This window comes from Streptomyces sp. NPDC059668, assembly GCF_042734135.1.
Taxonomy (GTDB): domain Bacteria; phylum Actinomycetota; class Actinomycetes; order Streptomycetales; family Streptomycetaceae; genus Streptomyces.
Genome location: NZ_JBHWEL010000014.1, coordinates 45,167 through 57,863, shown reverse-complemented (window position 1 = coordinate 57,863; position 12,697 = coordinate 45,167). Strand labels below are relative to the sequence as shown.

The window sequence follows — 12,697 nt, the reverse complement described above, 5'->3', positions numbered from 1 at the left end:
CACCCACACAAAGCGCCGCCCCTGATAGCGGAAAATCCCCACGCCGCGTATCCCCCCACCCCCCTCAAACCCTAGCGAGACGACCAGGCGCGCGGCCCCCCCCCCCCCCCCCACCGCCACGGGGTCCGGGGTCAGCCGGGTGCTGTAGGTGACGGTCAGGGTGCGCGGATCGCCGCTCGCGCCGAGCAGGACACGGTAGGACTGGTCGTCCGACCGCTCGGTCCGCAGGGGAGTCCAGCCCTTGGGGAGGTCGATGGCGAAGCCCTGGGGCGCGGTGAAGCGGAAGAACCCGGCCGGCGGGTCCGGCCGGCCGGTGCGGGACGGGGAGGGGGAAGCGGACGGGGACGACGAGCGGGACGCCGGCGCCGAGGGGGTCGCCCGGGGGTCCGTTCCGCCGGAGGTGGGAGCGGGTGAGGCGCTGGGCCGGTCGGGGGCGGAGGGGGACGGCGCGCCGCCCGACGCGGACGTGCCGCGATCGGACAGTCCGCCCGCCATGGCGAGACCGGCGAAGCAGACGGCCGTCACGGCCAGCGCTCCCCCGAGCAGCACCGGCCGTCCGACGCGCCGTCCGCCGCGCGTCCGCCCAGGGCGAGGGCCTTCGAACCCGGACTCCTCGAACAGCGGCAGCGTCCCGGTCGGCTCCGCGTCGTCGAGCTCCGCCTTCAGGATGCGCGTGAGTGCCTCCCGTACGACCGACTCGGGCACCCGCTCCACGAGATCCCGGCGCAGGAGCCCCTGGATGGCCGGACCGAGCGGCCCGGCGTTCAACGGGGCCCGGATGGGCAGCCGTTGGACGGCGCGGAACGTCGCCTCGAGGCTGCCCCGGTCCCGGATCGCCGGCCGGCCCTCGACCAGCTCGTACATGATCGCGCCCAGCGCCCACAGGTCGGTGGCCGGTCCGCCGCCCTCACCACGGGCCTGCTCGGGGGAGGCGTACGAGGGCGCTGTGACGCGGAGTGAGCCGGTCGCTCCCATCAGCCCGAATCCGCCCACCGTGATCCCGCCGGACTCCTCCACCCACACCTGCCCGGGACTCAGGTCGCCGTGCGTGAAGCCCTCCTGATGCGCGGCACCCAGCACGTCGAGCAGATCCAGCCCGATGCGGGCCGTCCTGACATGGTCGACGGGGCCGTGCCCGAGGAGTGCGCTCAGGGGGACACCCGCCGGCCGGGCGGTGACCGTCCACAGGAACGCGCCGTCCTCGACGACGTCGACGACCACGGCCACCCGCCCGGGGCAGATCAGACCCAGCGCCTCCGACTCACGGGTGATCCGCAGGGCGGTGTGCGGCTGCGCCCCCTCGCGCGGATGGTCCGGGCGCCGGGACCGGGTCAGGGTGACGAGCCGTCGGGACTCCACGTCCTGGCCGTTCCAGCCGTCGCGCCCCTCCTCCCGGTGGACGACCTCCAGGAGCCGGTATCTTCCCGCCACCGGCTCGTCCGTGGAGACTTGCACCTTGACCATGGTCATCCCTCGCTGCACAACGGGCGTTCACCTTTCCCGTTTGTACGGCGCATGTGACGGTGGGTGTTCAAAGGCGGACGATTCCCGGGTCCCGTTTTTCCTGAATTCTTTTCATGTAGCGCACATGTACGAACAGTTCGGGCCCGCTCTGCCGCCGGGCCGCCCCGCTGCCGTCCGGCCGTCCGCGGCCGTTCAGCTCACGGCGTCCTTGCCGATGTACGACGCGGCGAAGGTGGCCGCCGCCGCGGGCGACTCCAGGACGCGCCGCAGCCGGGCGCGCGCGGCCCCCGCCCGGAAGGGATCGCCGGAGGACGGCCCGTGCAGCAACTCGGCCAGCCACTGGGAGAATTCCTGGTACTCCCAGACCCGCCGCAGACAGGCCGCCGAGTAGTCCCGCAGCCCGTCGCCGTCCCCCGTACCGCAGTACGCGACGAGCGCGTCCGCCAGCAGCAGGGCGTCGTGCAGCGCGAGGTTCATGCCCTTGGCGGCGATCGGCGCCACGAGGTGGGCGGAGTCGCCCGCCAGGAACAGCCGTCCGTACGCCATCGGTTCCACGACGTAGCTGTGCATGTCGAGCACGCGCTTCTCGATCAGCCGCCCCTCGGTCAGCGGGGGCGCCCCGGCCACCGCCAGCCGGGCGTGCAGCTCCGACCACACGCGGTCGTGCGACCAGCGCTGCGGGTCCTCGCCGGGTGCCACCTCCAGGTAGTAGCGCGTGACCTCCGGACTGCGGGCCATATGGGCGGCGAATCCCCGGGGGTGGACGCCGAAGACGACACAGTCACTGGACGGCGGGGCCTCGGCCAGCAGCGCCAGCCATCCGACGCCGTAGTCGTGACGGGCGACGGTGCCCCGCCCTGGCGCCACGCAGGAGCGGGTCACCCCGCGGGCCCCGTCGCAGCCGGCCACGAACTCGCAGTCGACGCGCCGCCGTTCGCCGGTGGCCGGATCCGTGTACAGCACCGAGGGCCGGTCGCCGTCGAGGCCGTGCAGGGTCACGTCCTTCACCCCGAACCGGATGTCGCCGCCCTTCACGTCGGCGTACGCGCGCACCAGATCGGTGACCAGCAGGGGCTGCGGATAGACGAAGTGGCGCTCCCCGGTCAGTTCGGCGTACCGGAAGCGGTGACGTTCGCCGTCGATGCGGAACTCGCACGCGCTGTGCGGCTGCGCGCGCTCCACGAGCCGGTCCGCGAGCCCCCGCTCGCGCAGCGCCCGCACCGCCCACTCCTCGATGAACCCCGCGCGGGGCCGCTGTTCGACGAACTCCCGGCTGTCGGTCTCCAGGACCACGCAGCCGACGCCCGCCGCGTGCAGGATGTTCGCGACGGTGAGTCCGGCGGGCCCCGCGCCGATGACGACGACCGGGACGCGCCGCGCCGGCGCCGAGGTGGGGGAGGGCTTGATCATCCGTGCATTATGTCGGTGGCCCGACAACCTCTGGCGGGTCTGCACAACCCCCTGACACTTCCTTCGCCGGCGCGCCGCGACCTCCCCGACACCTCAGGCGCGCGCCACGAAGTCCCGGCTCCCTTGCCTGAATGGTCGAGGCCATTCATCACGGTTTCAGCGACCCTGTGCACCATGTGCACCACGTCAGTTGGGCCTCAGGGGTCCTGCGCACATCTCATGGACAGGTGGTGGCGGACAGGGGAAGGATGGTGCATGCACCGAATGGCGTCCCCCGTTCCGACGCCACTGTCACCGTCAGTCACCCACCGCGTCCCACCGTCCCACCGTCCCACCGCGTTCCGCTGTCACCGCCGTCGCCCCGGAGGCCCGCGTATGAGTGCCCGTCCCCTGCCCGTCAGCACACCCGCCGCCCAGGGGGTCGACGCCGCGGGCGTCCACGCGTTCCTCGACGCGGTCGAGGCCGCGCCGGACATCGAACCGCACAGCCTGATGCTCCTGCGCCACGGGCACGTCGTGGCCTCCGGCTGGTGGGCGCCGTACGCGCCCGACCGCCTCCACCTGCTGTACTCGCTCAGCAAGAGCTTCACGTCCACGGCCGCCGGATTCGCCGTGGCGGAAGGGCTGGTGCGCCTCGACGACCCCGTGATCTCGTACTTCCCCGAGTTCGAGGCGGAGATCACCGACCCGCGCAGCCGCGCCATGCTCGTCCGGCACGTGGCGTCCATGGCCAGCGGTCACCTCGCTGAGACCTTCGAGGCGGCCGTCCGCGCCGACCGGAAGGAGATCGTGCGGGGATTCCTCCTCGTGCCGCCGGATCGGGATCCGGGCACCGTCTTCGCCTACAACCAGCCCGCCACGTACACGCTCGCCTCGATCGTCCAGCGGGTGACCGGCCAGTCGCTGACTGAGTACCTGCGGCCCCGACTGCTCGACCCGCTGGGTATCGGCGAGACCGCCTGGCTCCAGCGTCCGCACGGTCGCGACCTCGGCTTCAGCGGTCTGCACGCGGCCACGGACGCGATCGCCCGCCTCGGCCAGTTCTACCTCCAGGACGGTGTCTGGGACGGCGAGCGCCTGTTGCCCTCCTGGTGGATCAAGGAGGCCACGCGCGAGCAGATCCCCACCGCGGACGGAACGGCCGCGGGCACGGGGTCCGACTGGCAGCGGGGATACGGGTTCCAGTTCTGGATGGGCCGGCACGGCTACCGCGGCGACGGTGCCTTCGGGCAGTTCTGTGTGGTGCTTCCCGAACAGGACGTGGTGATCGCGACGACGGCCGCGACCGAGGACATGGAGGCCCTGCTGAACCTGATGTGGCGACACCTCCTCCCCGCGTTCGGCCCCGCACCTCTCGCGGGTACGGAGGACGAGGGACTGCGACGCCGGCTGGCGGACCTCGCCCTGCCGCCGGTCGGGGCGAACCCCGAACCGCCGGCCGCGCGGGACGCCTGGGCGGGCGCCGTGTTCGTCCCCCGGGACGGCGTCTGCGCGGAGCAGCGGACCCTGACGGGCGTCGAGGTCGTGGCCCCGGCGGACGGTGGCGGGTGGAGCCTGTCGCTCGCCGAGGGCGACGAGCGGCACCCACTGCGGCTCGCCGCGGGGGAGTGGACGGTCGAGGACGGACCGGTCCCCATGGCGGTGAGCGGAGGCTGGTCGGATCCGGACACGCTCCGCTTCGACGTGGTGTTCCTGGAGACCCCGCATCGCCTGACCGTGCGCTGCGTGCGGCCGGACGGGACGTTCGACGTGCGCTGGCACACGACCCCGCTGCACCGCGGCCCCCTGCGCTCGCTGGCGGCACCCGGACGGGGCCGGGAAGAGGCCCGGCAGCGGTAGCGGGGGTGCCGGCGGACTCGCCGCCCCCTTTGGGCTGCTGTAGCGTGAAATCACCCGCCGCCGCGTCCGTCAGCGGCCTGTCGAGGTGCGGGGGCGAGCCCCCGCCCCGCCGCTGACCGGCGCACACCACACGGGCGATGCCCGCCGGTCCGGTCCGCGTTTGAGCACGCGTCGGGTTCGCGGGCCCACCACGACCACCTGCGGGCAGAGAGCCTCGAGATCGGTCCGACTCTCCAAGGCAGGGATCCAGATGACCACCTATCGAGTCGCTCAAGTGGAATCCGCCGGCGGTTCGTTCGCGATCGCCGAGCGGGAGGCGACTCCGCCGGGCCCCGGCCATGTGCGGATCACCGTGGACGCCTGCGGGGTGTGCCACAGCGACACCCTCTTCGTGAACGCCGGGGTTCCGGGCGTGACGTTCCCGGTGGTCCCCGGGCACGAGATCGCCGGGCGTGTCGAGGTACTCGGAGAGGGGACGCAGGGCCGCGGGTGGGAGGTCGGCGACCGGGTGGGGGTCGGCTGGTTCGGCGGCGCCTGCGGCTACTGCACGCCGTGCCGGGAGGGCGACTTCATCGTCTGCGAGAACCTGAAGGTTCCCGGGTGGGCGTACGAGGGCGGATACGCGGAGTCGGTCGTCGTACCGGTGGACACCCTGGCCCGGATCCCCGACGCGCTGGCGGCGACCGACGCGGCGCCGCTGGGCTGCGCGGGAGTGACGGTGTTCAACGGGCTGCGGCGCAGCTCGGCCCGGCCGGGTGACCTGGTGGCCGTCCTCGGGGTCGGCGGACTCGGCCACCTCGCGGTGCAGTACGCGGTCGCGATGGGCTGCGAGACGGTGGCCATCGCGCGTGGCGCGGGCAAGGCGGACTTCGCCAAGCGGCTCGGCGCCCATCACTACGTCGACAGCACGGCCGGCACCCCGGTCGCGGAGGCACTGCGGTCCCTCGGCGGCGCGCAGGTCGTCCTCGCCACCGCCTCCAACTCCGAGGCGATCACGGCGACCGTGGACGGACTGCGCCACCGCGGCGAGCTGGTCGTCATCGGCCTGGACGGCACCCCGCTGGGCATCAGCCCGGCCCAGCTGATCACGGGCGCCAGGGTCGTCCGCGGTCATCCGAGCGGTACCTCGCAGGACGTGCAGGACACCATGGCGTTCAGTGCCCTGCACGGCATCCGCCCGATGACGGAGGTCGTACCGCTGGACCAGACCGACGAGGCCTACCGCAAGATGCTCGCGGGCTCGGCGCGGTTCCGGATGGTGCTCAGCAACGGGTGACGCCGGGCGGTTCGATCGGTGGGACGGGGCGCTGCCGTGGAGGGCGGCGCGCGGAGGGCGGGGTGCGCGGGGCGCGGTCGGCTCGTCGTCGCCGACCTCAGGGTGCCGTGACCGGCGCCGGGCAGGCCGCGTACCCGGCCGGGGCGGGAGCGGAGCGGCAGGGGTCGCGTCTCCCGCCGGAACTCACGAAGTGGCCGTGAGGCCTTCGTCCGCCCCTCCCGGTGTGCCGGACTCGGAGGAGTCGAGCAGTTCCCGCACCAGGTCGACGACCAGCTCCGGACGTCCGACGAACGGAGAGTGCCCCGTCGCCCACTCGCGAACGGAGTCGCAGCGCGCGGCCAGCGTCCGCTGGAGACCCGGGTCGACGGCTCGGTCCTGTGCGCAGACGACGTAGACGGAAGGGGCATGTTTCCACCCTTGACGTTCCGGGACTCCGCGCCCGCAGCCGGCCGCCTGGGCTCGTAGCAGTCCCACGGCCCAGGAAGCCAGGTGCTCGGGACAGTCCCCGTACAGCACGTCCATGGCCCGCGCCGGGTCAAGGCGCGTGGAACCGTCCGCCTGTGGCTCGATGGCGGCTTTCAACCGGACGGACGCGCCGCCCAGGCTCGCAGCGCTCTCCTGCGCATCCGGTACGAAGGCCGCCAGATACACCAGACGCCCGACTCCGCGCAGACCGGTGATCACCGACCCGCCGTACGAGTGCCCCAGAACCAGGGGAGGCTCCGCCAGCATGTCGACCGCGGCCTGCACCGCCGCCGTGTCCGCGGCCAAGGAGCCCCGGTGCAGTTCGGGAGTGACCACGTCCACGCCGGCCGCCCGTAGGCGTTCAGCAACCCGGGTGAAGTGCTCGGGCCGGTGATACAAGCCGTGAACCAAGACCACGCCGGCCACCACTTGGTCCGCCTCTCTGGGTCGACTTGCTGGAGAGAGCGATCCTAGACGCCGGGTATGGCCGGTGATCCACTTGCGAGAGACACCTCCCAGCCCGGCTCGGCCAGCCCAACCCAGTCCGTTCGTGCGCTGGCGCATACGCAGCCAGACCCCGCTCGGGCGGCCGGTGACTCAGAATCCTCGGAATACGCCATCGTTCCCGGCAGCACCGGTGAACTCCTCGAAGTCCATGTTCGCGAGCGAGAGGTTGTTCTCGATGCCCCACAGTTCGGCTGCCGTAACACGGGGCCGTAACCCGTCCCGCGCAAAACGGGGTTGCCCGGGCCCACCGGTGGCTGCGGTGGGCCCGGGACCGGCCGATGCGCGGTCGGTTCGCGGATTCAGTTCGCGGTGAAGGAGTAGTCGTAGAGGGCCAGTTGGATGCCGGTTCCGGTCGTCGCGTAGACCTGGAGGCCGTAGGAACCGTCCGAGTCCGGGGTCCAGTCCACGCTCGCGGAGCCGTCGGCTCCCGCGGCGACCGTGACCTCTGGTTCCGTGTCGAAGGAGTACGTGTAGCTCACGATGCCCTTCACCTTCGGCGTGAACGTGAAGGTGCCCGGGACGCCCACACCGCCCCCGGAGCCGTTCTCGGGGTAGGTGTCGGAAGTGACGGTGGGAGTCGTGTCGTAGTCGATGTCCCACGATGCCGCGTCACTGAGCCAGCCGTTCGCGCTCTTGCTGGTCACCCGGAGATGCTCGCCGACGATGCCGTCGAGCGTGAGCTCCGTCGTCGCCGTGCCGTCCGCCGCGGCCGGGACGTCGACGGTCTTGTCGCCGTCCGGGCCTCCGAAGGACTGCACGGAGTAACTGACGACCGGGCTCTTCGACTGGAGCGCGGCGTCGGGCCGGAGCGTGAACGTGGTCGGCTCACCGAACTCCGGCGACGGGACGGCCGGGGTGATGGTGGGTGCCGTCGTGCGGACGAGGAACCTGTAACTGGTGGTCTCCGACGGGTTGTAGGCCCGGTCCAGGCTGCGCACCCACAGGGTCGTCGGGCCGGCGTTGCTCGGCGGAACCAGGTCGAGCGTGGCCGAACCGCCGGGGGCGTCGGCCCGCGTGAAGTGACTCGGGTCCGCGTACGGGTCTTCGGGCTGCGGGATGCCGTGGTCCCCGATGTGCGCGACGACGACGACCGGGAGCGGCTGCGTCCACGAGTACTCGAACCCGGCGACATCGTCGGCCCCGTTGGCGTTCAGCGTGAACCTGACCGGGTCGCCGCCCTGGTTCCACTGGTCCGGCGCGTAGTTCGGCGAGGAGATGGTGGGCGCGCTCGCCGGGAGAGTGTCGTCGATCGTGACGTAGCAGGGAACGGACCAGTCCGAGGCCGTGCCCCCGGCCACCGTCTGCGCCCGCCACGCATAGGTCTGCCCGTCGGCGAGCACCTCCGCGGGCAGCAGGCTAGTGGCCTCGAACCCGGGGGTGGCGCGGTCACGGGTGAATGTCGTGGTCTGCGACGGGTCGGTGGCCGGCCAGACCTGATACCGCACGGCGACCGGGGAGTTGTCGGTGGTGTCCGTGGTCCCGGGGATGCCCTCGACGACGACGTTGTTGCCGGCCCAGAGGTACGTGGGCCGGTCCGCGTCGGTCGAGCAGCTCCGGTTGCCGTTGAACAACCGGGTGGGTGTGGTGGGCGTACCGCCGGCCGCGCTCGCGGGCGACACGGCGGCGGCCAGTGACAGGCCGAGGGTTCCCAGAAAGGCGAGGACAGCACGTGAGCGCGCGCTGAAGGAAATGGTCAAGTGGTCCCTCCCGTTTGGTGCCCGCTACGGCGCCCGAATGCGTACTGGCGTGCGAGCGAGGTGATCGTATGGGGTGCGGAAGGGCCGTTGCATGGCAATTAAGGAGGGGTGCCGGCCCCCGACTTGGTCGCGCCCGATGCCGATCGGCAACCCACCGGCGACCGGTGCGGAGCCGGGCCCGGCACAGGCAGAGTCGGGCATCGCGATTGAGGGCCGTTCTCGCGGCGCAGGCACGTTGAACGGCTGGCCGCCGGTCTCGGTGCTGCCGTAACTGTCCAGCAGCGGCAGGCCGAACGCCCCCTCGCCGCCCACGGGCGCGACGCCGGCGTACGCGCCCTCTGCCGGCCTTTCGTCCCGCGGCACCAGGACGCCCGCACCGCGATGGGCTGAGGCTCCGTCACGCCCGGAGTCGTCACGCCAGGAGTCGTCACGTTTTAAGCCGTCCCGCCGGTCGACACGGCCCCGTCAGCGCGGCGTGTCCGTGTCGACCGGCGGGACCTACCCCTTCAGCGCAGCGTTTCCGCCCAGTTCGCCGGCACGCGCCCCGCGGGGCCCGGTGTGGGCTGGTCCAGGGGGTGGTATTCCGGGGCGGCGAGATCGGGGCCCTTCTCGTACATCTCGTTCGTGTCGAAGTTCCAGAACCACGTCTCGCCGGGCTCGTAGCTGCGGATGATGGGATGCCCGGTGCTCTGCGCGTGGGCGGTGGCGTGCTTGGAGGGTGAGTCGTCGCAGCAGCCGATGTGACCGCACTGGGCGCACCGCCGCAGATGGAACCACCAGCCGTCGACGGCGTCGCAGTCACCGCACCCCGCACCGCTCGGCGGGACGGTCGGGTCGATTCCGTCGGGCAGGGTCATGACGCCTCCTCGGGCGTTTCGGTGTCCGCCGCGGTCAGCGGCAGACGGACCTGGAAACGGGTGTCACCGGGTACGGACTGCACCGACAGGCTCCCGTGGTGCTTGTTGGCGACGATCCGCCAGGAGATGTCCAGTCCGAGCCCCGTGCCCTCACCCACCGGTTTGGTGGTGAAGAACGGGTCGAAGATACGGTCGCGGATCTCGGCCGGCACCCCGGGGCCGGTGTCCCGGAACTCGACGAGCAACTGGTCGTGATCGTGGGCGGTGCGCACCGTCAGCGTGCCCTCGCCCTCCATCGCAGAGGCGGCGTTGTCGATGAGGTTCGTCCACACCTGGTTCAACTCGCCCGGATAGGCGGGGATCCTCGGCGCCGTGCGGTCGTACTCCTTGGTCACCTTGATGCCGGGACCCAACTTTCCGGCGAGCATCAGCAGGGTGCTGTCCAGGAGTTCGTGCACATCGACGACCTGGTACGGCGCGCGGTCGATCTGCGAGTACTGCTTGGCCGCGTCCACCAGGTGCGAGATGCGGGTGGTGGAGTCCTCGATCTCGTTCATCAGGAGCTCGGTCTCCACGGTGTAGTTCAGCCACCGCACGGCACCTTCGAGGGTCTCCTCGTCCACGGTCGCCGCGACCTGGTCCAGCCACTCCGTGTCCAGCCCGGCCTGTACGAACGCCGGCGCGAGCTGCCAGCCGCCGGCGATGTCGTGGTCCTCGAGCCAGTCGCCGAGCGCGTCCTCCCGGTCGGAGGCCTCCAGGGGGCTCAACGGCGTGGCCTTGGCGACCCGTTCGGCGGTGCGCTCCTGGATCTCGATGAGCGTCTCCAGGGTGTCGCGGGCGTACGGGCCCGCGGCGATGGCGCCGAGCTTGTGCCGCATGTGGGCCACTCGGTCGCGCAGCGTGGAAGTGGCCCGTACGGCCGCCGCGGCCGGGTTGTTGAGCTCGTGCGTCAGTCCGGCCGACAGCGAGCCCAGCGCGAGCAGCCGCTCGCGCTGGCCGATGGTCCGCTGGGTGTTCTGGCTGCCGAAGAACAGCCCTTCCAGCAGATGGACGGCCATCGGGAACCAGTCCCGCAGGACCGCCGCGAAGGTCGCGGCGGGCAGGACGAAGAAGAGGGAGGGCTCGGTGACCCTCATCGACCCCTTGTAGAACGCCTGGTCCGGTCCGTTCAGATAGGCCTGCATGGCCCCCGCGTACACCCCGCGCTGGGAACTGCGGCTGATCTCCACGTCGTCGGCGCCGACCCGGCGCGACATCACGACGGTCCCTTCGAGCAGCACGTAGAAGCAGGTGGCCTCGGCACCCTCGGTGTAGACCGGGCCGGCGTCGAACTGCTCCACCCGGCCTTCGCGGCACAGCCGCTCCAACTGGTCCTGGTCCAGCTTCTCGAACAGGAACAGCGTGCCGAGCTCGTTCTTGTCGCACGGCAACGACCGCCCGCTCACGACTGCTCCAGATAACGGTGGACGAGCATGACGGCCATGGCTCCCTCTCCGACCGCGGAAGCGACCCGCTTCGCGGACTCGGCACGCGCGTCCCCGGCCACGAACACGCCGGGCACATTGGTCTCCAGGTGGTACGGCGGCCGGTCCAGCTCCCAGCCCTTGGGCGGCTGCCCGTCGACGGTCATGTCGGGCCCCGCCATGATGAATCCGCGTGTGTCCCTCTGCACCGTACCCTCCAGCCAGTCGGTCAGCGGGGCCGCGCCGATGAACACGAACATCCATTGGGCGTCGACGAGTTCGGTGTGCCCGCTCGTCACGTCCCGCAGGGTGAGCTGCTCCAGGTGGTCCGTGCCGTGCGCGGCCTCGACGACCGTGCGGGTACGCACCGAGATGTTGGGGGCCTCCTCGATCTGCTGGACCAGATAGTGCGACATCGACGCGGTCAGCGAGGGGCCCCGGACGAGCAGGGTGACCGACTTGGCGCCACGCGACAGGTACATGGCGGCCTGTCCGGCGGAGTTCGCACCGCCCACGATGTACACGTCGTGGCCCTGGCAGGAGGCCGCCTCGGTCAGCGCCGAGCCGTAGAAGACGCCGCAGCCGGTCAGGTCCGCCAGCCCCGGCGCCTCCAGCTGCCGGTACGAGACGCCGGTCGCCAGGATCACCGCGTGCGAGGCGATCGCGGAGCCGTCGGAGAACCGGATGATGCGCGAGGCGCCGGTGACCTCGAGGCCCGTGACCTCACGCGCGGTCAGGATCTCGGCGCCGAACTTCGCGGCCTGCCGGCGCGCCCGCCCGGTGAGCTGGGAGCCGGACACCCCGTCGGGGAAGCCGAGGTAGTTCTCGATGCGCGAGCTCTGTCCGGCCTGCCCGCCGGTCGCCGACCGTTCCACGAGGACGGTCCGCAGTCCCTCGGACGCGCCGTACACGGCGGCTCCCAGGCCGGCCGGACCGCCGCCGATGACGACCAGGTCGTAGAACTCCTCCGTCGGCGTCGTGGCCAGCCCGACCTGCGCCGCGAGGTCCGGGTCCTCCGGTTCGACGAGCGGAGTGCCGTCCGGCGTGATCACCAGGGGCAGCCGGTCCCCGTCCTGGCCGGCCGCGGACAGCAGACGCTGCCCCTCCGGCGTGTCCGACGAGTACCAGCGGTACGGCACCTGGTTGCGGGCCAGGAACTCCCGTACGTCCGAGGAGCGCGCCGACCACCGGTGCCCGACCACCTTGCAGGTCGGCACGGGCCGGAAGTCGCTGGCCCGCCAGGCGTCCAGGAGGTCGTCCAGCACCGGGTAGAGCTTCTCCTCCGGCGGGTCCCACGGCTTGAGGAGGTAGTGGTCCAGATCGATCACGTTGATCGCGTCGATCGCCGCGTTCGTGTCCGCGTAGGCGGTCAGCAGCACCCGGCGGGCGCCGGGATACACGTCGAGCGCCTGCTCAAGGAACTCGATGCCGTTCATCTGCGGCATCCGGTAGTCGGCCAGGATCACCGCCACCTGGTCGCCGCGCAGCTTCAGCTCCCGGAGCGCCTCCAGGGCCGTGTCCCCGGACTCCGCCCGCACGATCCGGTGCGACTCGCCGTAGCGGCGCCTGAGGTCCCGTGCCACGGCGCGCGACACCCCGGGATCGTCATCCACGGTCAGAATGACGGTCCGCGCTGTACCGGCGGCCTGTGCCATACGTCTCCCACCCCGAGCAGGTCGATGTCGTCCCGGCCGCGCGCACGCCGTACGACGCGGAACG

Annotated in this window: 10 protein-coding genes; 2 read left to right on the top strand and 8 right to left on the bottom strand. The window is 71.8% G+C overall.

Features of this window, described 5'->3' with window-relative positions; genetic code table 11:
• On the bottom strand, positions 1-1,464 hold a 1,464-nt coding region (locus ACFV2J_RS13560; protein ID WP_385438617.1), incomplete at its 3' end, for a serine/threonine protein kinase.
• A 192-nt stretch (positions 1,465-1,656) separates the two neighbouring features.
• Entirely contained in the window at positions 1,657-2,874 is a 1,218-nt protein-coding gene (locus ACFV2J_RS13555; RefSeq protein ID WP_385097272.1) for a 4-hydroxybenzoate 3-monooxygenase, read from the bottom strand.
• Between the two features lie 375 nt (positions 2,875-3,249).
• On the opposite strand from ACFV2J_RS13555, the gene ACFV2J_RS13550 reads away from it, so the two are divergent.
• Positions 3,250-4,713: a serine hydrolase domain-containing protein gene (locus tag ACFV2J_RS13550; RefSeq protein ID WP_385438613.1), complete on the top strand. Its 1,464-nt coding sequence runs from the start codon at positions 3,250-3,252 to the stop codon at positions 4,711-4,713.
• A gap of 250 nt (positions 4,714-4,963) precedes the next feature.
• A complete protein-coding gene (locus ACFV2J_RS13545; protein WP_385095803.1) occupies positions 4,964-5,989 on the top strand; it encodes an alcohol dehydrogenase in 1,026 nt (341 codons plus the stop codon).
• A 183-nt stretch (positions 5,990-6,172) separates the two neighbouring features.
• On the opposite strand, the gene ACFV2J_RS13540 is transcribed toward ACFV2J_RS13545, so the two are convergent.
• The 6 genes from ACFV2J_RS13540 to ACFV2J_RS13515 all read right to left on the bottom strand — a co-directional run bounded on the left by ACFV2J_RS13540 (position 6,173) and on the right by ACFV2J_RS13515 (position 12,633).
• Positions 6,173-6,880, bottom strand: a complete 708-nt coding sequence (locus ACFV2J_RS13540; protein WP_385095801.1) for an alpha/beta hydrolase — start codon at positions 6,878-6,880, stop codon at positions 6,173-6,175.
• A 171-nt stretch (positions 6,881-7,051) separates the two neighbouring features.
• Positions 7,052-7,264, bottom strand: a complete 213-nt coding sequence (locus ACFV2J_RS13535; RefSeq protein ID WP_385438701.1) for a DUF6924 domain-containing protein — start codon at positions 7,262-7,264, stop codon at positions 7,052-7,054.
• A complete protein-coding gene (locus tag ACFV2J_RS13530) occupies positions 7,261-8,658 on the bottom strand; it encodes a hypothetical protein (RefSeq protein WP_385095795.1) in 1,398 nt (465 codons plus the stop codon). The genes ACFV2J_RS13535 and ACFV2J_RS13530 overlap by 4 nt, the downstream gene beginning before the upstream one ends.
• A 506-nt stretch (positions 8,659-9,164) precedes the next feature.
• Positions 9,165-9,515 (bottom strand): UBP-type zinc finger domain-containing protein, encoded by a 351-nt coding sequence (locus ACFV2J_RS13525; RefSeq protein ID WP_385082031.1) that lies wholly within the window; start codon positions 9,513-9,515, stop codon positions 9,165-9,167.
• Positions 9,512-10,960 carry an ATP-binding protein gene (locus ACFV2J_RS13520; RefSeq protein WP_385082033.1) on the bottom strand — a complete coding sequence of 483 codons (1,449 nt, stop codon included), beginning with the start codon at positions 10,958-10,960 and terminating at the stop codon, positions 9,512-9,514. The genes ACFV2J_RS13525 and ACFV2J_RS13520 overlap by 4 nt, the downstream gene beginning before the upstream one ends.
• A complete protein-coding gene (locus ACFV2J_RS13515; protein ID WP_385082034.1) occupies positions 10,957-12,633 on the bottom strand; it encodes an FAD-dependent oxidoreductase in 1,677 nt (558 codons plus the stop codon). The genes ACFV2J_RS13520 and ACFV2J_RS13515 overlap by 4 nt, the downstream gene beginning before the upstream one ends.
• Positions 12,634-12,697 lie beyond the last annotated feature (64 nt).

Coding starts and splice junctions, on each gene's coding strand:
- ACFV2J_RS13555 (WP_385097272.1), bottom strand. CDS start 2,874: ATGATCAAGCCCTCCCCCACCTCGGCGCCGGCGCGGCGCGTCCCGGTC.
- ACFV2J_RS13550 (WP_385438613.1), top strand. CDS start 3,250: ATGAGTGCCCGTCCCCTGCCCGTCAGCACACCCGCCGCCCAGGGGGTC.
- ACFV2J_RS13545 (WP_385095803.1), top strand. CDS start 4,964: ATGACCACCTATCGAGTCGCTCAAGTGGAATCCGCCGGCGGTTCGTTC.
- ACFV2J_RS13525 (WP_385082031.1), bottom strand. CDS start 9,515: ATGACCCTGCCCGACGGAATCGACCCGACCGTCCCGCCGAGCGGTGCG.
- ACFV2J_RS13515 (WP_385082034.1), bottom strand. CDS start 12,633: ATGGCACAGGCCGCCGGTACAGCGCGGACCGTCATTCTGACCGTGGAT.